Origin of the sequence: Stenotrophomonas sp. AS1, from assembly GCF_048957655.1 — a bacterium.
In the GTDB taxonomy this organism is placed as follows: Bacteria; Pseudomonadota; Gammaproteobacteria; order Xanthomonadales; family Xanthomonadaceae; genus Stenotrophomonas; species Stenotrophomonas bentonitica_A.
In genome coordinates this window covers 13198-33701 of record NZ_JARVXM010000009.1, presented here as the reverse complement: position 1 = coordinate 33701, position 20504 = coordinate 13198, and the positions used below count along the sequence as shown (strand labels likewise).

Below are 20504 nucleotides of genomic sequence, written 5' to 3'. Positions count from 1 at the left end.
TTTCTGCTGCGTCCGCACATTAATTCAGCGCAAAGTGGTCTGGACGGTGGTGCGGGGTAGACTTTAGTACCAATTCATTGACATTGGTTCATCAGTCGTGAATCTTCCGGATCGAATCCGTGTAATCGGACGATCCATCCTGGGAGGGAGATCACGATGTTGCATGACCGCCGTACGGCCTCGCCACGAGGCCTCCGCCACACCGCGCTGCACAGCGCGCTGTTCTATGCCCTGTGCGCCACCGCGGCCCTGCCGCTGGCACACGCACAGGACGCCGATGCCCCGGCCTCGCCGCCGGGGCAAGCCACCACGCTGGATCAGGTCCAGGTGACCGGCATCCGCGGCACCATCCAGACCTCGATCGACAAGAAGCGCGAGGAGACCGTGGTCTCCGACGTACTGGCGGCCGAGGACATCGGCGACCTGCCGGCGCTGTCCATCGGTGAAGCGATCGAAACCATCACCGGCGCCTCCACCCACCGCGAAAAAGGCGGTGCGTCGGAAATTTCCATCCGCGGCCTGGGCCCGTTCCTGGGTTCGTCCACCTTCAATGGCCGCGAGGCCACCAACGGCAGCGGCGACCGCTCGGTGAACTTCAACCAGTTCCCGTCCGAGCTGATCAACACCGTGGCGATCTACAAGACCCAGCGTGCCGACTTCGTCGAAGGCGGTGTGGCCGGCACGATCAACATGGAGACGGTTAAACCGCTGGAGTACGGCAAACGCACGTTCCAGCTCGATGGCCGTGGCACTTGGCAGGACTACGACGACCGCCTCAAGGACAAGGACGGCGTCGGCTGGCGCGGTACCGCCAGTTACATCGATCAGTTCGACATGGGCAACGCCGGCAAGCTCGGTGTCTCCATCGGCGTACAGGCGCTGGAAGGCAGCAACCCGGAAGAGATGTTCTCCAGCAGCTCCACCTGGGTGGCCTGCGATGGCCGTGAAGTGGTCGGCGCGACCCGCAACTGCACCCAGGTCAACGGCAACCAGGTCGCCAATGGCGTGCCGTACTACCTGGTGCCCAGCAGCCGCATCTATCGCCAGTTCATCGAACACGACAAGCGCGATTCGCAGTTCGCCGCGCTGCAGTGGCGCCCCAGCGACCTGGTGGAAGTGAACCTGGACTACCAGCACTCCAAGCGCGATTACACCGAAGACCGCTCGGATCTGTCGCTGTCTTCGATGATGCGCAACCTCAACAACCGCGTGGTCACCGATGATGGTGCGCTGCTGCACCACACCGGCAGCACCACGGTCGATTCCACCGGCAATTTCCTGGAGCGCCAGGAGGAATACACCGGCGGCGGGCTCAACGTGATCTTCCGGCCGAGCCCGGCGTGGACGCTGTCCACCGATCTGTCCTATTCCAACACCCAGCGCGATCAGATCGAACGCAGCACCCGCCTGCGCGCCGGCCGCACCGACGTCAACGGCAGGCCGGTCGGCGGCATCAAGAACACCCGCTATGTTGATTACACCTACGATTACAGCGGCGATGTGCCGAGCATCACCCTGGATCCGGCGTTCGATGTGAACAATCCGGACAACTTCACCGACTCGGCCCTGGTGCGTCGTCGCCAGCAGCACCGCGAGCACACCATCCGTGCTGGCCGCTTCGATGCCACCTTTACCCCGGAAAGCGGCTTCTTCACCGCCATCAAGGGCGGCCTGCGCCGCTCCGAGGCGACCTACACCGATTACACCGATACCGTGGATGTGACCACCACGAACGTCGCGGCGATCCGCGCCGCCAACCTCGCTTGCCGCCAGGCGTTCCCGCAGGACGATTTCCTGGCCAATGCCAGCGGCAACACCATCGACCAGTGGGCCAGCTTCGACAGCCGCTGCCTGTTCAAGGCGTTCACCGGCGTGGACGATACCGGTCTGAGCGCGGACCTGCGCAACCCGGCCAACAACGATGTCACCGAGAAAACCAGCGCGCTGTACCTGATGGGCGACTACAGCGCCGAATGGTTCGGCCTGCCGGTGACCGGCAACATCGGTGTGCGTGGTGTGCGCACCGAAGTGCGCTCGGTCGGCCTGCGCAGCGGTCTGGATGTGATCAACAATCCCGACGGTACCGTGACCCTGGAACCCACCGGCGATTTCACCTCGCAGGTGCTCAAGTCCAGCAATACCGAATGGCTGCCCAGTTTCAATGCTGCCTTCGAGCTGCGCCCGGACCTGCTGCTGCGCGTCGGTGCCTATCGGGCGATGTCGCGGCCGGACCTGGCCGCCGAAGGCTTCGGCCGCACCTTCAACCTGGGTGAGGTGGATACCGAGTTCAACAGCGTGGGCGATGCGCTGCGCAGCATCACGGCCACCGGCAACCCGCGCGCCAAGCCGTTGATGTCGTGGAACGGCGACCTCTCGCTGGAGTGGTATGCCAACGAAGACACCATGTTGTCCGGTGCGCTGTACTACAAGCAGTTCAACGGCGGCTCGATGCCGGTGATCGTCAACGAAACCTTCGATATCGATGGCCAAAGCGTGACCGTGCCGGTGGAGCAGCTGGCCACCAGCGACCAGAAGAGCGATCTGTTCGGCGTGGAGTTCACCGCCTCGCACAGCTTCTCCTACCTGCCGGGGATCTTCTCCGGGCTGGGCGTGAAGGCCAGCTACAACTACGCCGATTCCAACTTCAAGACCGAAGACCTGCGCCTGGGCGAATCCACCGACCCGGCCACCGGCGTGGTGACCCCGGGCATCGTCGAGCCGGCCAACATCTTCGGCCTGTCCAAGCATGTCGCCTCGGCGCAGGTGTACTGGGGCCTGGGCAAGCTCGACCTGCAGGCGATCTACAAATACCGCTCCGACTATTACCAGCAGTTTGTCGGCGACCCGTCGCAGAACCGTTATGTGCGGGACAATGGCTCGCTGGACTTCCGCGCCACTTACAAGGTGAACAAGCACCTGTCGCTGTCGCTGTCGGCCAGCAACCTCACCGATGAGCCGCGGGTGTCGGATATGCCCATCCTCGGCAGCTTCCGCGAGTACACCACGTACGGGCGGCGGTATTATCTGGGGGTGCGCTACCGCTTCTGAGGTCAGTGGCGCGGTTTTTCCGACCGCGCCGCTCTCTGAAGGCGCGGTCGCGTGTCGGTCCCCAGCCACCTGTCAGCAGGCCTTTGATGATGTCCGAACCCCGTCTGTACCAGTCCATTGCCGCCGAAATCGTCGCGCTGATCGAGAAGGGCGAATTCCCGCCGGGCTCGCGCCTGCCGGGCGAACGCGACCTGGCCGAACGCCTGGGCGTGAGCCGGGTGACGGTGCGGGAGGCGGAAATCGCGCTGGAAGCGCAGGGCCTGATCACCATCAAGACCGGCTCGGGCGTTTACGTGAAGGCCAAACCGTCACAGGCGCCGGGCGCACTGCCCGATGTCTCGGCGTTCGACCTGACCGCCGCCCGCGCGGTGATCGAGGCCGAGGCCGCAGCGATGGCGGCCAGCCGCATCACCGATGCCGAACTGGAGGACCTGGCCGGCCTGATCGCGGCCATGGTCGACCCCAATTCGGGCGAAGCGGCGGCCAGCGAGGCCGACCGCCAGTTCCACCTCTCGATCGCGCGGATCGCCGGCAACCCGGTGGTGGAGCACTGCGTGCAGCTGATCTGGCGGATGCGCAACGAACTGCCGCGGGTCAAGCAGGTGTATGCCAACGTCTGCCACAACGACGATGACACCCGCGACGAGGAACACACCCGGATTCTGGACGCCTTGCGCCAGCGCGACCCGGCAGCGGCACGGTCGGCCATGCGCAACCACTTCCAGCGTCTGTTCGAATCGATGCTGGAAGCCACCGAGAACGAAGCGCTGGCCGAAATCCGCCGGCGGACCCAGCAGGACCGCGAACGCTTCATGGCCGCGACCGGGCACTGAGCCCGGCGCGCGCCGGCGCGATTACTCGCCCTGGTACTGCTTCTCTTCGACCAGCTGCGAGCCGGCGATGCGGTTGATCTCGTTCTTCACCTTGACCCGCTCGCCATTGGTGCCATAGACACCGCGCGCCAGCTGGATGAAGGCATCGTCGAAGACCTGCGCTGCTTCCTTGTCGCGCAGCTGGTCCTGGATTTCCCACATGCGCTCGTTGATCGCCTTGAGCTGCGTCTTCAGTGCTTCCAGCCCCGGCTGAGCACTTACCTGCTGCTGCCACAGCGGCCACAGGCCCTCGAGTTCCTTGCGGACGTTGGCGTTCTTGCCGGCATCGGTGATGCGTTCGGCCTTGATTTCCAGGATGGTGATCTTGTCGATCAGCTCGCCAATCGATACCGGGGTCAGGATCGCGTCCACGCCATTACTCGCAACAGGTCAGAGTGGGCATGATACCGCGCACCTCCCGGCGCCACCCTGACGCAGGATTTACAGAAACGTTGCGCCGATCGCGCGGCGGCGCCATGGCGACTTTACGCGGTGCCCGCGGACACTGTCGCTCTCGACGGCGCAGCCGTCATCTGGAGCGGGACACGTGGTGGGTAAACAATCAAAACAGCGCCTGCGCGGCGGCGTGGTGCTGGTGGGGCTGATCATGAGCGGGGCGGCGGCGGCCGCTGTGGAAGGCAATGCGACGCTGACCTCGAACTATGTCTGGCGCGGGAGTTCGCAGAGCGACGGCGATCCGGCCGTGCAGGCCGGCGTGAAGCTCAGCGCGCCCAGTGGCTGGTACGCCTCGGCCTGGGGCTCGGGGGTCTCGTTCCGGCCGGACAACGGCGCGCGCAGCGAATTCGATGTGGTGGCCGGCTGGAGCGGTGGGGTGGCGCCGGACTGGAGCGTGGACGTCAACCTGACCCGCTACGTCTATCCCTCCACCACGGTCGATCTGGACTGGACCGAGCTCAACGGCAGCGTGACCTGGCGGCAACGCGCCTGGCTGCAGGTCGGGGTGTCCGACAACGCGCTGGCCGGCGGCCACGGTGGCACCTATGCCCAGCTCGGCGGACGCCTGCCGCTGGGTGAGCAGTGGCGCATCGAGGGCGCGGTGGGCCACTACTGGCTGGACAGCGCGCAGGCCGATGACTACCTGCATGGCCAGCTCAGCGCCATCTGGAAGGTGCACGGCCCGTGGGAGCTGCGCCTCACCGCGCACGACACCGATGGTGCGGCCAAACGCCTGTTCCCCGGCAACGCAGGCTCGCGCGTCGAGTTCGCGGTACAAACCGCCTTCTGACGGAGCGCCCACCCACCCCGCGCGGTAGAGCCGACCGTTGGTCGGCTGCTCGAGCCAACCTCACCCGATACTCCAGACGTCGGGTGCGAATCCCACCGGGTAGAGCCGACCGTCGGTCGGCTGCCCCAGGCGGCGCGCAATGCCGCCGATCAACGTTCGGCTCTACCGGCGTACTACCGCCACCGTCCACACCGCGATCGCCACCATCGCGACGCCGGCACCGGTCACGCACACGCCGGTCCAGCCGAAGCGATCAAAGACCTGCGCCGAGACCAGTGAGCCCAGCGAGCCGCCGATGAAATAGCCGGTCATGTAGCCGGCATTGAGCCGGTTGCGGGCGTCCGGACGCAGCGCATAGACCACGTTCTGGTTGCTCACGTGCAGCAGCTGCGCGGCCAGGTCGAGCACGATCACGCCCAGCACCAGTGCGATCAGCGAGTGCGTGGAAAAGCCCAGCGGCAGCCACGATGCGGCCAGCAGCACCAGCGCCACGGTCGTCGCCAGCGCCGCCTTGCCCCGGTCGGCCATGCGCCCGGCCACGCCCGCGGCCAGCGTGCCGGCCGCACCGACCAGCCCGAACAGGCCGATCGTCGCATCGCTGTAGCCATACGGTTCGGCGGCGAGCAGGAACGCCAGTGGCGTCCAGAAGATCGCGAACATCGCAAAGCTCAGCGCACCCAGCACGGTGCGCAGGCGGAACACCGGTTCCTGCGCGAACAGCGTACCGATCGAGCGCAGCAGCTGCAGATAGCCCAGCCCGGCGGTCTGATGGAAGCGCGGCAGATGCCGATAGAGCATGCCCGTGGTCAGCACCAGCGCGGCCGCGGCGATCCAGTACACGGTGCGCCAGTCGCCCAGCGAGGACAGTGCCCCGGCCACGGTGCGTGCCAGCAGGATGCCGAGCAGCAGCCCGCTCATCACCGTGCCCACGACCTGGCCGCGTTCTTCGGGCCGCGCCAGCGTGGCCGCGAACGGCACCAGCACCTGCGCCACCACCGAGAACAGGCCGGTCAGCGCGGTGCCCACCAGCAGCCACACGAACTGATGGCTGAGCGCGCTCAGCACCAGCCCCGCCGCGGACAGCAGCGACATCACCACGATCAACCGGCGGCGCTCGAACAGATCGCCCAGCGGCACCAGCAGGATCAGGCCCGCCGCATAGCTCAGCTGGGCGACGGTCACCACCGTGCCGGCCCGCGCGAAGGACACGCCGAACTGGCCGGCGATGGTATGCAGCAGCGGCTGCGCGTAGTAGTTGCTGGCCACGGCCACGCCGGTGGCGAAGGCCATCAACAGGACCTGCCAACGGCTGAGTGGCGAGGGCGCGTCGTTGCTCATGACGGGCTCCGGGAAAGAAGGGGCGCCAGTGTCCGCCTGATGGGCGAAAGGGGGAAATGAAACGTCTTCATCCCATGCATCTGAAATCCAGATGGCTCACCCACGCCAAGCAGTTGAGGCGCGTGGCCCCTGCATCGGAGCCACGCATCAACGACGTCTTCAGGCGCCGCGCACGCGCAGGGTCAGGCCCTTGAGGAAATTGCGCAGCATCTGGTCACCGCAGGCGCGGTAGTTCTTGTGGTCCGGCTGACGGAACAGCGCGGACAGTTCCGGCTTGGAGACCGAGAAACCGGCGGCGTCGAACACTTCGTGCATGTCCACGTCCTTCAGCTGGAAGGCGACGCGCAGCTTCTTCAGCACCAGGTTGTTGGTGATGCGCTTTTCCACCGGGCGCGCCGGCTGGCTCTCGTCGCGGCCGCGGAAATGCACGATCAGGCCATCCAGGAAATGTGCCAGGGTGCGATCGTCGCAGGGCACGAAGCCTTCCTCGTCTTCCTTGCGCAGCCAGCCGGCCACATCGGCCTTGTCGACCACGAAGGCTGGATCGGCCAGGGCACAGGTGTCGGCGATCATGCCGTCGCTGAGGTCGAGCATGTAGCGGATGCTGCGCAGTACATCGTTGTTGATCATGGGACGTCCAATACCGCCGGCGCGGCTGCGCGGCTGGCGGCCATTTTACCCCGTGCCGGGCGCGCGGCCGGCTGCGACCGGTGGTCGCTGTCATCTGGCTGCCACGAAAGTGACGCACAGTGCCGCGATTAGGCATCGACAGGCAGTGGAGCAGGCAATGCGCAGGTGGCAGGTTCTCGGGTGTGTGGGCATGTTGCTGGCGGCCCCGGCGTGGGCGCAGGCCCCCTATGTGGCGCTGGAGCAGCGGCTGGATCCGCAGGCGCTGGCCGACGTCGGGCTGACCCCGGCCCAGTTGCAGGCCCTGAACCGCCTGCTGCGCCAGGCCCAGGCCGATGCCCCCGCCCCGGTGGCCGTCGCGGCGGCACCTGCCGCAGGCCCGGGTGTGCCGACGCCGGCCCCGATGTTCCCCGGGCTGGACGACGGCCCCATCAACGCCAAGGTCACCGGCCAGGTGGACGGCTGGGCCCCCGGCACGGTGTTCACCCTGGACAACGGCCAGCAGTGGCAGGTACTCAAGGGCGAGATGAAGCTCAAGACCGCCCGCAGCAACCCCGGGATCGTCGTGGTGCCCGGCATCGCCGGGCGCTGGTTCCTGCAGGTGGATGAAGACCTGCCCAAGGCGCGGGTGTTCCGCATCCGCTGACGGGACGACCCGTGGCGCCGGTCAGCCGGGTGGCGCCCGGCGCCACACCGGGCGCGCATCGGTGCGAAAATGGTCGGGATCTTCACGGAGTACCTCGATGACCCGTACCGCTCTGATTACTGGCGCCACGTCCGGCTTTGGCGCCGCCGCTGTCCACCGTTTCGCCCAGGCCGGCTGGCGCGTGATCGCCACCGGGCGCCGTGCCGAGCGCCTGCAGCCGCTGGTCGACGCCTACGGTCCCGAGCGCGTGCATGCCGCGGTGTTCGACGTGCGCGACAGCGTGGCGATGGAAGCGGCTCTGGCCGCCCTGCCGGCCGGTTTCGCCGACATCGACCTGCTGGTCAACAACGCCGGCCTGGCCCAGGGCACCGCCCCGGCGCAGAGCGCCTCGCTGGAAGACTGGCGCACCATGATCGACACCAACGTCACCGCCCTGGTGACGCTGACCCATCGCCTGTTGCCGCAGCTGGTCGCGCGCAAGGGTGCGATCATCAACATCAGCTCCGTTGCCGGCGTCTACCCGTACCCGGGCGGCAATGCCTACGGCGGCACCAAGGCCTTCGTCAGCCAGTTCTCGCTGGGCCTGCGCTCGGACCTGCACGGCAGCGGCGTGCGCGTGACCACGATCGAGCCGGGCATGGCCGAAACCGAGTTCACCGTGGTCCGCACCCATGGTGACCAGGCCGCCTCGGACAAGCTCTACACCGGTGCCAACCCGATGACCGCCGACGACATCGCCGAGCAGATCTTCTGGGTCGCCTCGCTGCCGGCGCACCTGAACATCAATCGCCTCGAAGTGATGCCGGTCAGCCAGTCGTTCGCCGGCTTCCAGGTCGCGCGCGACTGATCCAAGGGTACCGCTGGCCAACACCTCGGCCACACCCGAACGGGAAAACACCTCGGCCGCACGCCCGAACCGGCGAACGCTTCGGCCGCACGCCCGAAACCGGTAGAGCCGACCGTTGGTCGGCTGCCCTTGGCGCATACCCACCGCTGACGGCAGCCGACCAACGGTCGGCTCTACCTGCATCCTGGCAGCCGACCAACGGTCGGCTCTACCTCAGGCGGCCGTCCACACCGCCAACTCATACCCATCCGGATCGCGGAAATGAAACCGCCGCCCACCCGGAAAATCGAACGCCGCCTGGCAGATGTCCGCGCCGGCCGCTTCCACCCGCTGCTGCGTGGCTACCAGGTCATCGGCATACAGAATCACCAACGGCCCACCGGCGCGCACCGGCGCGTCGGTAGTGAACCCACCGCGCAGGCGGCCATCGTAGAACTCGGTATAGCCCGGGCCGTAATCGGTGAACGACCAGCCGAACACGCTGCCGTAGAACGCCTTGCTGCGCGCGATGTCAGCCACGTTGAATTCAATGTTGTCGATCCGGCGATCATTGCCGTGTGCGGTGCTCATGGAGGCGTCTCGTTGAAAGGTAGCCCCGTAGAGCCGACCGTTGGTCGGCTGCCCTGGGCGGTAAAAAAAACGCCAGGCAATACCCGGCGTTCCTGTATATGTCGCGGCGCGCGGCTACTGCGCCTTGATCGCCATCGCCTGAAGCCCCGTCCCATCCAGCTTCTGCTTCGCCTCGGCCAGCTCCCCGGCGCTGCCATACGGCCCCATGCGCACGCGGTACACCGTCTTGCCGTTGATCTGTGCCGATTCCACCCGCGCGGCCAGGCCAATCATCGCCAGCTTGGCCTTGGTGGCCTCGGCATCGCCAGACGCGCCGAATGCACCGGCCTGCAGGATGTAGCGCACGTTGCTGGCTGCCGGCTCAGCCGCCCCGGCAGCCGGCGTCGCCGTCGCCGCCGCCGGCGTCGGTGCAGCCGGAGCCGCCGCCGCGGTCTGCGCCGGCGTCGTCGCCGGAGCCGTGGTCGCCGCCGGGCGCTCCGCCACCGGAGCCGGCAGCGGGGCGGCGCTCACTGCCGCAGGCGAGGTGGTCGCGGCGGTGCTGGTCGGCGCCGGTGCGGGCGGCAACGGGCGGCCTTCCAGCGCGGCCTGCGCGCGCTGTGCTTCGGCCTTGGCACGGCGCTGGTCTTCGGCGCGTGCGCTTGCGGCCAGCTCCGCATCGGACATTTCCACTTCCTTGCCGGGCAGCAGAGTGTAGAAGTCGTACTGCGTCGCCGCCGGCTTGGCCGGCTCGGCAGGCTTGGCGGCACCCGGCTTGGGCAGCTCGGTGCCGACGTCGGTGTCGGCATCGCTCACCGGTGCCGGCTGGGCGTTCGGGTCCGGCTGCGGGCCGACCCGCAGGAAACCGTCACCGTCGTTCTTGAACAGGTTGGGTGCCGCCAGGAACACCACGGCCGCAATCGCCACACCCGCGACCAGCCACACCCATCCCGGGGTGCCCTGGTTGCTGTTGCGCCGTGCCTGGCTCTTGCCGCGTCGTGCTGCCATTTACTGCTTCTCCACTGCTTACATTTTTTCCGGGGCGGATACGCCCAGGATGTTCAGACCATTGGCCAGGACCTGGCGCGCGGCGCAGGCCAGCGTCAGCTTGGCGTTGCGTTCGCTTTCGTCGGCCACCAGTACCTGCGTGCCGTGATACCACGTGTGGAAGGCATGCGCCAATTCACGCAGGTACTGCGCGATCAGGTGCGGTTCCAGCGCCAGGCCGGCCGCCTCCACGACTTCCGGGAAGCGCGACATTTCCACCATCAACCACAGCGAGGCCTCATCGCCCAGCGAGGACAGCCCGGCCAGCCCTTCGGCCGGCGTGTAGCCCAGGCCCTTCTCCTGCGCCTGGCGCAGCAGGCTGCAGACGCGGGCATGCGCGTACTGCACGTAGAACACCGGGTTGTCGTTGCTCTGCTGGCGGGCCAGATCGATATCGAAGGTCAGCTGCGAATCGGGCTTGCGCGCGATCAGGAACCAGCGGGTCGCATCGCGGCCGGCTTCTTCGATCAGGTCGCGCAGGGTCAGGTAGCTGCCGGCACGCTTGGAGAGCTTCACTTCCTCGCCGCCGCGCATCACCGTCACCATCTGGTGCAGCACGTATTCCGGCCAGCCCTTCGGGATGCCGACGTCCAGCGCCTGCAGGCCGGCGCGCACGCGCGCCAGCGAACCGTGGTGGTCCGCGCCCAGCTCGGTGATCGCGCGCTCGTAGCCGCGCTGCCACTTGCTCAGGTGGTAGGCCACGTCGGGCAGGAAGTAGGTGTAGGTGCCGTCGGACTTGCGCATCACGCGGTCCTTGTCGTCACCGAAGTCGGTCGAGCGCAGCCACAGCGCGCCGCCTTCCTCATAGGTGTGGCCGGCCGCATTGAGCTGGGCAACGGTCTCTTCGACCTTGCCGTCCTTGTACAGCGAGCTTTCCAGGAAGTAGATGTCGAAATCCACGCCGAACGCGGCCAGGTCCTGGTTCTGCTCGTTGCGCAGGTAGGCCACGGCGAAGCGACGGATCGCATCGAGGTTGTCCGGGTCGCGCTCGCCGACCACCGAATGGCCTTCCAGCTCCACGGTGGCGCCGGCCAGGTAAGCCTTGGCCACATCCTCGATGTAATCGCCGCGGTAGCCCGCTTCCGGCCAGCCGGCGTCGTCGGGCTTGAGGCCCTTCGCACGTGCCTGGGTGGACAGCGCCAGGTTCTCGATCTGCACGCCGGCGTCGTTGTAATAGAACTCGCGCTTGGCGTTCCAGCCGTTCACTTCCAGCAGGCGCGCCAGGCAGTCACCGATCGCCGCCGCGCGGCCGTGGCCGACATGCAGCGGACCGGTCGGGTTGGCCGACACGTATTCCACGCCCACGGTGCGGCCGTTGCCGCTCAGGTTGTGGCCGTAATCGGCGCCTTCCTTGAGCACACTGGCCGCTTCGCGCTGGTAGGCGCTCGGGGCAAGGTGGAAATTGATGAAGCCCGGGCCGGCGATCTCGACGCGGGCCACGTCATCGCTCTTGGGCAGCGCATCAAGCAGCGCCTGGGCCAGGGCGCGCGGATTGCTGCGCGCCGGCTTGGCCAGCAGCATCGCGGCGTTGGTGGCGAAATCGCCGTGCTCACGGGTCTTCGGGCGTTCGACCACGAATTCCGGGGTCAGGGTATCGGCCGGCAGAGTGCCGTTGGCGCGCAAGGCTTCGATGCCTTGGCTGATCAGGGCGCGGAGGAGATTTTTCACAAGGCCTGCTTTGGGACTGGAGCGGCGGAATCGGCAATTTTAGCCCAGAAGCCACCCCGATCCATTGAACCGGGGCCGAGCGGCGGCGTTTCCCGCCCGGATCAGGCCGCTGCGATGCCCATCCAGCCGCGCGCGGCCATCGATACCGGGGCCCCGTCGCCGATCACGACGTGGTCGAGCAGGCGGATGTCCACCAGGGCCAAGGCCTGCTGCAGCAGCGTGGTGATCCGGCGGTCTTCCAGCGAGGGTTCGGCACTGCCGGAAGGGTGGTTGTGGCTGACGATCACCGCCGCCGCGTTGTGCAGCAGGGCGCGCCGGACCACCTCGCGCGGGTAGACCGCCGCCGCGTCCACCGTGCCGCTGAACAGCTCCTCGCAGGCCAGCGTCCGGTGCTGGTTGTCCAGGAACAGCGCGGCGAACACCTCGTTGGGACGCGACCGCAGCCGCTGCTTGAAGTAGCGCCCGGCGGCGGCGGGGTCGCGCAGGCTGTCGCCCCGGGCCAGCTCGGCGGCCAGATGCCGGTGCGCCAGTTCCAGCCCGGCCACCAGCTTGCAGCTGCGGGCCGGGCCCAGGCCGGGCAGGGCGGCCAGCGCGGTGGCCGGCAGATCAAGCAGGTTGCGCAGGGGGCCGTGGGACTGCAGCAGGTCGCGCGCGGTCTCAACCGCATCGCGCCCGCGCAGCCCCGAGCCCAGGAAGATCGCCAGCAGCTCGGCATCGGACAGGGCGCCGGCGCCCTGGGCGAGCAGCTTTTCGCGGGGACGCTCGGCACTGGGCCAGTCTCGGATCGACATGGCCTCAGTCTCCGCCGATACCTTGCCCGCCACCATCGGTGAACCAGGCGCCATCGTGTCGGTAAATGCAGGGAATCGTGCCAAGTCCGGCGGTTGCTTATGACGAAAACCTGCCTCCTTATGCCGCTGGCGCATCAGGCGGCCTACAGACCATCGGGTAAGCTAATCGCCTCGGTTCGACAGGAACACCCAAGGTGGCTGACTCCCCCCAGGCTTCTCCGGCGGCCGCGCGCCCGTTGGAAGGCCAGAAGCTGTTGTTGTGCGTTGGTGGCGGGATCGCTGCCTACAAGTCGCTGGAACTGGTGCGCCGCCTGCGCGATGCCGGGGCCCAGGTGCAGGTCGCGATGACCGCCGGGGCCCAGCAGTTCGTCACTCCGCTCAGTTTCCAAGCGCTGTCCGGCCAGCCGACCCGCACCACCCTGTGGGACAGCGCGGCCGAGCAGGCCATGGGCCACATCGAGCTGGCGCGTTGGGCCGACCGCATCGTGGTCGCGCCCGCGACCGCCGATCTGCTCGCGCGGCTGGCCAATGGCCACGCCGATGACCTGGTCACCACCTTGTGCCTGGCCACCACCGCGCCGCTGACCGTGTGCCCGGCGATGAACCACCGCATGTGGCTGCACCCGGCCACCCAGGCCAACATCGGCCTGCTGCGCGAGCGCGGTGCCCAGGTGATCGGGCCGGAAGACGGCCCGCTGGCCGAAGGCGAATCCGGCCCCGGCCGGCTCACCGAACCGCACGCGATCGTGGCCGCGCTGGCCACGCTGCAGGCACCGGCCCCGGCCGAGCCGCCGGCCGCCAGTGAACTGAAGGGCCTGCGCGTGCTGATCAGCGCCGGTCCCACCTATGAAGACATCGACCCGGTGCGTTACGTCGGCAACCGCAGCAGCGGCAAGATGGGCTATGCCCTGGCCGCCGCCGCCGCCCGCCTCGGCGCGCAGGTGGTGCTGGTCAGTGGCCCGGTCCAGCTGGCCACGCCTGCCGGTGTGCAGCGTGTCGATGTGCGCTCGGCCGCACAGATGCGCGAAGCGGTGCTCGCGGCACTGCCGGCCGACATCTATATCGGTGCGGCCGCCGTCTCCGATTACACCCCGCGCCAGGTCGCCCCGCAGAAACTCAAGAAGACCGCCGGCACCCAGAGCCTGACCCTGGAGCTGGTGCGCACCCCGGACATCCTGGCCGAGGTCGCCGCGCAGACCAACGCGCTCAAGCTGGTGGTCGGCTTCGCTGCCGAAACCCACGACGTGGAGAAGTACGCGCGCGGCAAGCTGGTGGACAAGCGCCTGGATCTGGTGATCGCCAACCAGGTCGGGATCAGCACCGGCGGTTTCGAAAGCGATGAAAACGCGGCCACGGCCTACTGGCAGGGCGGCGAACAGGTGTTCCCCGGCACCTCCAAGGCCGTGCTGGCCGAACAACTGTTGTCCTTGATTGCCCAGAGGTTGCACGCATGACCATCGATTCCTCCCTCCAGCCCCTGCAGGTCAAGCTGCTGGACCCGCGTTTCGGCGACGAATGGCCGCTGCCGGCCTATGCCACCGAACACAGCGCCGGGCTGGACCTGCGCGCGGCGCTGGAAACCGAGCTCACCCTGCAGCCGGGCGATACGGCGCTGATTCCCAGCGGTATCGCGATCCATATCGCCGATCCGAACCTGGCCGCGGTGGTGTTGCCGCGCTCGGGCCTGGGCCATCGCCACGGCATCGTGCTGGGCAACGGCACCGGCCTGATCGATGCTGATTACCAGGGGCCGCTGCTGATCAGCGCCTGGAACCGCGGGCGCGAGCCGTTCACTCTGCAGCCCGGCGATCGCATCGCCCAGCTGGTGGTGCTGCCGATTGCACGCGTGGCGCTTCAGGTAGTGGATACTTTCACCGACAGCGCCAGGGGAACGGGTGGATTCGGCCATACCGGGGTGCGCTGACAGGGGAGCTTGATGAGCAAGGCGAAGGCGGAAGGACGGCCGCGGTTCACGACAGGGCGCTCGGTGCCGCTGTTGGCCGTGCTGCTGGTGCTGTTGGCGGGCTGGTTCGGGTGGAGCGGTGTGCGCCAATGGCGCCAGGCGGCCGTTGGCGCCGAGCTTGAACAGTCGCGTGACCGCGTGGTCGAGGGGCTGCAGACGGCGGTGACGGGTCAGCTGGGCAGGTTCGGCAAAGTGCTCAAGACCGGGCCCGTTGCCAGTGCACTGGCCAGCGGCAACGCACAGGGGGCGGCCGTGGCCATCCGCGAAGGCTGGCCGGGCGTGGAAGACGTCCAGGTCCTGACCGCCGATCTCGATGCGGCCTACGCCGATCCGAAGGCCTTCGGTTACTCGCGCCTGGCGCTGCTCGAAGCCGCCATCGCAGATGACAAGCCGGTGGCCCGCGTCGTACGCGATGCCGGTGGGCAGCGTCTCGGCCTGGCGGCCGCCGTCGATCTGGGCCCGCAGGGTGCGGCGGTCGTCTATGTGCGCCAGCCATTGCTGCGTTTGACCGGCGTGTTCGATCAGGTTGCCGTGCCCGCCGACGGTTACCTCGCACTGCGCCAGGGCAACCACAACGTCGTCGAACAGGGCAGCCGCGCGCTGTCCGGCGGCGCTGAAGCGTTGGCGCGCCCGATCGGCACCAGTGGGCTGCGCCTGTCTGCAGCGGTGCCGGACATCGAACCGGGCCCGTTGGGGCTGGGGGCGATCTCCAGTGCGATCGTGGCGCTGTTGCTGCTGCTGATCGCGGTGCTGCTGGTGCTCGGCAAAGGCAAAGTGCCCTTGCCGCGCCGCCGCGGTGCGGATGACGGCGCCGCCGACGCCGGCCCGACCCTGAGCGAAAGCCTCGCCCAGGCACCGCTTGCGGTGGAGGCCGTCGACACCAGCGACGAGGCAGCACCGCCGACGCCGTCCGTGCCGGGCGAATCCGTTGCCCCCGATATCTTCCGCGCTTACGACATCCGCGGCGTGGTCGGCCGCGAGCTGACCCCCAAGGTCGCCGCCCTGATCGGGCAGGCGATCGGTTCGGTCCTGCAGGTGCAGGGCCTGCGCGACATCGTGGTGGGTCGCGATGGCCGCCTGTCCGGCCCCGAACTCACCGCCGGTCTGATCGAGGGCCTGCGCCGCGCCGGCTGCAACGTCACCGACATCGGCCTCGCACCGACCCCGGTGGTGTACTTCGCCAGCTACCACCTGCGCGCCGGCAGCTGCGTGGCGGTGACCGGCAGCCACAACCCGCCGGACTACAACGGCTTCAAGATCGTGGTCGGCGGCGAGACGCTGTCCGGTGATGCGATCACCGAGCTGTACCACCGCATCCGCGATGCGCAGCTGCACGTGGCATCAGAACCGGGCAGCTTCCAGACCCGCGAGGTCAATGCCGATTACATCCAGCGCATTGCCGATGACGTGCAGCTGGACCGCCCGCTCAAGGTGGTCGCCGATGCGGGCAACGGCGTGGCCGGCGAACTCGCCCAGCCGCTGCTGGAGGCGATTGGCGCCGAGGTCATTCCGCTGTACTGCGATGTGGACGGCAGCTTCCCGAACCACCATCCGGACCCGAGCGACCCGCACAACCTGGAAGACCTGATCCAGACCGTGAAGCGCTTCGACGCGGATATCGGCCTGGCCTTCGATGGCGATGGCGACCGGCTTGGCGTGGTCACCCGCGAAGGAAAGATCATCTATGCCGATCGGCTGTTGATGCTGTTCGCGGCCGACGTGCTGATGCGCAACCCGGGCGCGCTGGTGATCTACGACGTGAAGTGCACCGGCAAGCTGTCCGACTACGTGCTGCGCAACGGTGGCAGCCCGCTGATGTGGAAGACCGGCCACTCGCTGATGAAGGCCAAGATGCGCGAGACCGACGCCGAGCTGGCCGGGGAGATGAGCGGCCACTTCTTCTTCAAGGAACGCTGGTTCGGCTTCGACGACGGTCTGTACGCCGCCGCGCGCCTGCTGGAGATCCTGGCCCAGCGCGATGAGACGCCGTCGGAGGTGCTCGACGAGCTGCCCGACAGCGTCTCTACCCCGGAGTTGAAGGTGCCGGTCGATGCGGGTACCCCGCACGCGCTGGTGTCCTTGTTCGTCTCCTCGGTGCAGGTGGAGGACTCGCCGTTCGCCGGCGCGCGCCTGTCCACCATCGATGGCCTGCGCGCCGATTTCCCCGATGGCTGGGGCCTGGTGCGCGCATCCAATACGACGCCGGTGCTGGTGCTGCGTTTCGAAGCCGACGACGAGGCGGCACTGGAGCGCATCAAGGCACTGTTCCGCGCGCAGCTGCAACCGCTGCTGCCGGGTGTGGAACTGGGCTTCTGATCTGTGGGTACCGACCGTGGCGATCAGCGGTAGTGCCGGCCGCTGGCCGGCGCTTCGCATTCCTTGAACGTGACGTGGAGCCGGCCAGCGGCCGGCACTACCGTGCATCTGCGCCACGTGCATGTACATCCATGCCATGCCCATGCAGCTCCACGCCATGCGTGGATGCCGTCGATCACCCCTTGAAGCGCAGCCCCACGCCGGGCTCGGTGAACAAATAGCGCGAATCCAGCGCCGAATCGCCCAGCTTGTGGCGCAGCTTGCCGACCAGGATCCGCAGGTAGTGGGTGTCGTGCTGGTGGGTCGGCCCCCAGATCTCCTGCAGGATCTGCGGCTGGGTCACCACCCGCCCGGCGTTGCGCAGCAGCAGCGACAACAGTGCGTACTCCTTGCGGGTCAACGCCACCGGCGCGCCGTCCAGGTGCACTTCGCGCCGGACCAGATCGATATGCAGGTGGCCATCATCGAACTGCGGCAGCACGCCTTCGCTGGACACCGTGCGCGAGCGCAGCAGGGCACGCACGCGCGCCATCAACTCCTGCGTGCCGAACGGCTTGGTGACGTAGTCGTTGGCACCGGCATCCAGGGCCCGCACCTTCTCGGTCTCGCTGGCGCGCACGGTCAGCATGATCACCGGCACCTGGCTCCACTGGCGCAGCTCGCCAAGTACCTCATGGCCTTCCATGTCGGGCAGGCCGATATCCAGGATCACCAGATCCGCCCCTTCGCCGACCAGTGCTTCCAGCCCGGCCTGGCCGGTCGCGGCCTGGGACACGCGGTAGCCCTGCGCGCGCAGGCTGATCTCCAGGAAGCGCCGGATCTGAGCTTCATCATCGATCACCAGCACGCGCGCCGGCGGCACGCCGTGGGAAGCCTCAGGAATCGTCGTTGTCATCGGCGGGGTGGGGATGCAGCAAGGGCAGGGTGATGCGGATCAGGGTACCGCGTCCGTCGCGGCCCGGCAGCGCCTGTACGCTGCCGCCATGCGCGCCGATCATGCCCTGGCAGATGGTCAGGCCCAGCCCGGTGCCATGCCGGCCACGGTCGCCGCGCTCCACGCTGTAGAACATGTCGAAGATGCGCGCGCGCTCCTCGTCCGGGATGCCCGGTCCGGCATCGAGCACGTCGATGCGCAATTCGCCCTCGACCAACCGTGCCTGCACCTCTACCGCCGCGCCGGGCGGGGAGAACTTGGCGGCGTTCTCCATCACGTTGAACACGGCCTGTTCAACCAGCGCCGGATGCACCCAGATCGGCGCCAGCTCAGCGGGTATGTCCAGCTTCAACAGCACATCGGGCTGATAGCGCTGCAGGCGGCGCGCGGCCGAGCCGACCAGCTCGTCCACGCCGATCCAGTCGCGGTTGATCTGCAGCCCGTCATGGCCCAGCCGGGTCATGTCCAGCAGGTTCTGGATGTAGCGGTCCAGGCGCTCGCCTTCCACCAGGATGGTGTCCAGCAGGGCGCGCCGGTCGCTGGCGTCCATCGCATCGGCATAGCTGGAGAGGCTGTCGGCCGAGCCGATCATCGCTGCCAGCGGCGAGCGCAGGTCATGCGACACAGACGACAGCAGCGCCGAACGCAGCCGCTCGGTCTCGTTGCTCACATGCGCCTTTTCCAGGTCGGCCACCAGCTGGGTGCGCAGCGCGGCCTGCGCGATGTCGTCCACCATCGCTTCGGCCAGCTGCCGTTGTTCCGGTGTCAGCCGCGGTGCCTCGCGCGGGAAGCGCATGCCGGCCACGCCGATCGCGCGGTCGTCGCCGTCCAGCAGCGGCAGGAACCACCAGCCAGCACCGGCCAGGGTATCGGTGAAGCGTCCGCTGGGTTGGCCATGCCGGTGCGCCCAGTCGGCCGCGGCCAGATCGGTGTCGCCCGGTGCGGCGCTGCCGCTGGCACTGGTGTACTGCCCGATGCGCAGCCACGCCGGGGCGTCCATCGCCTGTTCCAGTGCCTCGCGGCCGGCCTGCGCGACCTGCTCGTTGCTCGCCGCACTGGCCAGTTGCCGGCCCAGTGCCTGGCGCGCATGCGCGTGCCGGTTGGCCGCGCGCAACGCGACCACCTGCATGCGCAGGCGCGAGGCCAACCGCCCTGCCACCAAGGCAGCGGCCAGGAACAGGAAGACCGTGATCACGCCCTGGCGCGCACTGATCGCGAAGGTGAAGCGCGGCGCGATGAAGAAGAAGTTGTAGGCCAGGAAACACAGCGCGGCGGCGATCACCGCCGCACTGGTGCGGCTGCGCGCGGCGACCATCACCACCGCCACGATGAACACCATCGACAGGTCGTACAGCCCGATCCAGCGCTCGGCGACCAGCGCCACCAGGCAGGCCGCCGCCGTGGCGCCGAGCGCCAGCAGCGCGTCCTTGCCGGCGCTGCGGCTGGGAATGGACAGCCCCGACCGCCGCGCCCGCGCCCGCGCCTGTGGTGTGCCGATGATGGTGATCTCGAAATGCGCGCCACGACGGATCAGCTGCTGGGTCAGCGTGCGGTTGAGCATGCGCGCCAGCGGCCGCTCGCGCGTGCGGCCCAGCACCAGCGTGGAGACCCCGTTGTGTGCGGCGTGATCGAGCAGCGCATCGGCGATGCTGGAGCCATGCAGCAGTTCGGCCTCACCCCCGAGGCGGCGGGCGAGGGCGAAGGCGGCATCGATCTCGCGCCGGGTCTGCTCGTCGTGCGCGCGCGCCTGCACCGTCACCACCGTCCACGGCGCATCGCGCCGCTCGGCGATGCGCCGGCCGACCCGCACCAGGTACTCGCTCTGGCCGCCGCCATCGATCGCCACCAGCACGCGGCGGCGCAGCGGCAGGTTGCCTTCGCCGCGCGCGGCACGGGTCTCGCGCAGGCTGCTGTCCACGCGGTCGGCGGCTTCCTGCATCGCCAATTCGCGCAGTGCGGTCAGGTTGGCCGGCGAGAAAAATGCCTGCAGCGCCTGCGCCGCCTGCTCCGGCACATAGACCTTGCCCTGCTGCAGGCGCTCGATCAGTTCGCGCGGCGGAAGGTCCACCAGCACGATGTCGTGCAGGCGGTCGAGTACCGCATCCGGCACGGTCTCGCTGACGCGCACCCCGGTGATGCGCATGACCACGTCGTTGAGGCTTTCCAGGTGCTGGATGTTGACCGTGGTCCACACGTCGATGCCGGCATCGAGCAGTTCCATCACATCCTGCCAGCGCCGTTCATGGCGACTGCCGGGCACATTGCGATGCGCCAGTTCGTCGACCAGCACCAGGGCCGGGCGACGCGCCAGCACCGCGTCCAGATCCATTTCTTCCAGCGCGTGCTGTTGGTACTCGCGTTGCAGCAGCGGTACCTGCGGCAGGCCCGCCAGCAGTGCCGAGGTCTCGGCGCGGCCGTGGGTTTCCACCAGCCCGATCACCACGTCCACGCCGCGGCGCAGCTGCTCATGCGCGCGGGTCAGCATGCTGAAGGTTTTGCCTACCCCCGGGGCCGCGCCCAGGAACACAGTGAGCTTGCCGCCGGCTTCGCGCTGCAGGGTGTCGACCAAGGCATCGGCCTGGCGGGTACGGGAGTCGCTCATGGGCGGGGATTGT

General features: G+C 68.1%; 17 protein-coding genes. 8 read left to right on the top strand and 9 right to left on the bottom strand.

Translation table 11 applies throughout. The annotated features are described in order from the left end of the window. Positions 1-156 precede the first annotated feature (156 nt). Together PV764_RS17270 and PV764_RS17265 are read left to right on the top strand one after the other, a co-directional pair. Entirely contained in the window at positions 157-3048 is a 2892-nt protein-coding gene (locus PV764_RS17270; RefSeq protein WP_421117159.1) for a TonB-dependent receptor, read from the top strand. An 89-nt stretch (positions 3049-3137) separates the two neighbouring features. Then, positions 3138-3881, top strand: a complete 744-nt coding sequence (locus tag PV764_RS17265; protein ID WP_088432357.1) for a FadR/GntR family transcriptional regulator — start codon at positions 3138-3140, stop codon at positions 3879-3881. Between the two features lie 21 nt (positions 3882-3902). Here the strand turns inward: PV764_RS17265 and PV764_RS17260 are convergent, their stop codons facing one another. Further along, positions 3903-4292: a DUF6165 family protein gene (locus tag PV764_RS17260; protein ID WP_266085941.1), complete on the bottom strand. Its 390-nt coding sequence runs from the start codon at positions 4290-4292 to the stop codon at positions 3903-3905. A 235-nt stretch (positions 4293-4527) separates the two neighbouring features. Between PV764_RS17260 and PV764_RS17255 the strand changes: the two genes are divergently transcribed. Then, positions 4528-5166, top strand: a complete 639-nt coding sequence (locus tag PV764_RS17255; protein ID WP_421117278.1) for a TorF family putative porin — start codon at positions 4528-4530, stop codon at positions 5164-5166. 162 nt (positions 5167-5328) lie between these two features. On the opposite strand, the gene PV764_RS17250 is transcribed toward PV764_RS17255, so the two are convergent. Both PV764_RS17250 and PV764_RS17245 read right to left on the bottom strand, forming a co-directional pair. Beyond that, entirely contained in the window at positions 5329-6504 is a 1176-nt protein-coding gene (locus PV764_RS17250; RefSeq protein WP_019185575.1) for an MFS transporter, read from the bottom strand. A 159-nt stretch (positions 6505-6663) separates the two neighbouring features. Further along, on the bottom strand, positions 6664-7134 hold the full coding sequence (locus PV764_RS17245) for a DUF1456 family protein (RefSeq protein ID WP_046274114.1): 471 nt from the start codon (positions 7132-7134) through the stop codon (positions 6664-6666). 190 nt (positions 7135-7324) lie between these two features. Between PV764_RS17245 and PV764_RS17240 the strand changes: the two genes are divergently transcribed. Together PV764_RS17240 and PV764_RS17235 are read left to right on the top strand one after the other, a co-directional pair. Continuing rightward, the gene (locus PV764_RS17240) at positions 7325-7777 is read left to right on the top strand and encodes a hypothetical protein (RefSeq protein ID WP_152663802.1); all 453 of its coding nucleotides are present in this window, start codon (positions 7325-7327) and stop codon (positions 7775-7777) included. A 97-nt stretch (positions 7778-7874) separates the two neighbouring features. Then, positions 7875-8624, top strand: coding sequence for an SDR family NAD(P)-dependent oxidoreductase (locus PV764_RS17235; RefSeq protein WP_019185578.1), 750 nt, complete (start codon positions 7875-7877; stop codon positions 8622-8624). A 213-nt stretch (positions 8625-8837) separates the two neighbouring features. On the opposite strand, the gene PV764_RS17230 is transcribed toward PV764_RS17235, so the two are convergent. From PV764_RS17230 to radC, 4 genes are all read right to left on the bottom strand, one after another. Then, positions 8838-9194 (bottom strand): VOC family protein, encoded by a 357-nt coding sequence (locus tag PV764_RS17230; RefSeq protein WP_102788887.1) that lies wholly within the window; start codon positions 9192-9194, stop codon positions 8838-8840. 114 nt (positions 9195-9308) lie between these two features. Next, a complete protein-coding gene (locus tag PV764_RS17225) occupies positions 9309-10178 on the bottom strand; it encodes an SPOR domain-containing protein (protein WP_399619972.1) in 870 nt (289 codons plus the stop codon). An 18-nt stretch (positions 10179-10196) separates the two neighbouring features. Next, a complete protein-coding gene (gene argS / locus PV764_RS17220; RefSeq protein WP_019183971.1) occupies positions 10197-11885 on the bottom strand; it encodes an arginine--tRNA ligase in 1689 nt (562 codons plus the stop codon). Between the two features lie 101 nt (positions 11886-11986). Then, positions 11987-12676, bottom strand: a complete 690-nt coding sequence (gene radC / locus PV764_RS17215) for a RadC family protein (protein ID WP_070426457.1) — start codon at positions 12674-12676, stop codon at positions 11987-11989. Between the two features lie 194 nt (positions 12677-12870). On the opposite strand from radC, the gene coaBC reads away from it, so the two are divergent. Genes coaBC through PV764_RS17200 form a run of 3 tightly spaced genes read left to right on the top strand, consistent with a single transcriptional unit; the run spans position 12871 to position 16955 of the window. Continuing rightward, positions 12871-14130, top strand: a complete 1260-nt coding sequence (coaBC, locus tag PV764_RS17210) for a bifunctional phosphopantothenoylcysteine decarboxylase/phosphopantothenate--cysteine ligase CoaBC (RefSeq protein ID WP_070426458.1) — start codon at positions 12871-12873, stop codon at positions 14128-14130. Continuing rightward, on the top strand, positions 14127-14600 hold the full coding sequence (dut, locus tag PV764_RS17205; RefSeq protein ID WP_046272982.1) for a dUTP diphosphatase: 474 nt from the start codon (positions 14127-14129) through the stop codon (positions 14598-14600). Before coaBC ends, dut begins: the two co-directional genes overlap by 4 nt. A gap of 12 nt (positions 14601-14612) precedes the next feature. Next, entirely contained in the window at positions 14613-16955 is a 2343-nt protein-coding gene (locus PV764_RS17200; RefSeq protein ID WP_421117158.1) for a phosphomannomutase/phosphoglucomutase, read from the top strand. A gap of 175 nt (positions 16956-17130) precedes the next feature. Here PV764_RS17200 and PV764_RS17195 read toward each other — a convergent pair whose 3' ends face one another. Further along, positions 17131-17850 carry a response regulator transcription factor gene (locus PV764_RS17195; RefSeq protein ID WP_019183966.1) on the bottom strand — a complete coding sequence of 240 codons (720 nt, stop codon included), beginning with the start codon at positions 17848-17850 and terminating at the stop codon, positions 17131-17133. Beyond that, positions 17831-20491: a sensor histidine kinase gene (locus tag PV764_RS17190; RefSeq protein WP_019183965.1), complete on the bottom strand. Its 2661-nt coding sequence runs from the start codon at positions 20489-20491 to the stop codon at positions 17831-17833. Before PV764_RS17190 ends, PV764_RS17195 begins: the two co-directional genes overlap by 20 nt. Positions 20492-20504 lie beyond the last annotated feature (13 nt).

What these genes read in the sequence shown, in the direction of transcription:
- PV764_RS17200 (WP_421117158.1), top strand. Translation starts at nt 14,613, where the DNA reads ATGAGCAAGGCGAAGGCGGAAGGACGGCCGCGGTTCACGACAGGGCGC.
- PV764_RS17270 (WP_421117159.1), top strand. Translation starts at nt 157, where the DNA reads ATGTTGCATGACCGCCGTACGGCCTCGCCACGAGGCCTCCGCCACACC.
- PV764_RS17250 (WP_019185575.1), bottom strand. Translation starts at nt 6,504, where the DNA reads ATGAGCAACGACGCGCCCTCGCCACTCAGCCGTTGGCAGGTCCTGTTG.
- PV764_RS17265 (WP_088432357.1), top strand. Translation starts at nt 3,138, where the DNA reads ATGTCCGAACCCCGTCTGTACCAGTCCATTGCCGCCGAAATCGTCGCG.
- PV764_RS17245 (WP_046274114.1), bottom strand. Translation starts at nt 7,134, where the DNA reads ATGATCAACAACGATGTACTGCGCAGCATCCGCTACATGCTCGACCTC.
- radC (WP_070426457.1), bottom strand. Translation starts at nt 12,676, where the DNA reads ATGTCGATCCGAGACTGGCCCAGTGCCGAGCGTCCCCGCGAAAAGCTG.
- PV764_RS17230 (WP_102788887.1), bottom strand. Translation starts at nt 9,194, where the DNA reads ATGAGCACCGCACACGGCAATGATCGCCGGATCGACAACATTGAATTC.
- PV764_RS17240 (WP_152663802.1), top strand. Translation starts at nt 7,325, where the DNA reads ATGTTGCTGGCGGCCCCGGCGTGGGCGCAGGCCCCCTATGTGGCGCTG.
- PV764_RS17195 (WP_019183966.1), bottom strand. Translation starts at nt 17,850, where the DNA reads ATGACAACGACGATTCCTGAGGCTTCCCACGGCGTGCCGCCGGCGCGC.
- PV764_RS17255 (WP_421117278.1), top strand. Translation starts at nt 4,528, where the DNA reads ATGAGCGGGGCGGCGGCGGCCGCTGTGGAAGGCAATGCGACGCTGACC.
- dut (WP_046272982.1), top strand. Translation starts at nt 14,127, where the DNA reads ATGACCATCGATTCCTCCCTCCAGCCCCTGCAGGTCAAGCTGCTGGAC.
- PV764_RS17225 (WP_399619972.1), bottom strand. Translation starts at nt 10,178, where the DNA reads ATGGCAGCACGACGCGGCAAGAGCCAGGCACGGCGCAACAGCAACCAG.
- PV764_RS17190 (WP_019183965.1), bottom strand. Translation starts at nt 20,491, where the DNA reads ATGAGCGACTCCCGTACCCGCCAGGCCGATGCCTTGGTCGACACCCTG.
- PV764_RS17235 (WP_019185578.1), top strand. Translation starts at nt 7,875, where the DNA reads ATGACCCGTACCGCTCTGATTACTGGCGCCACGTCCGGCTTTGGCGCC.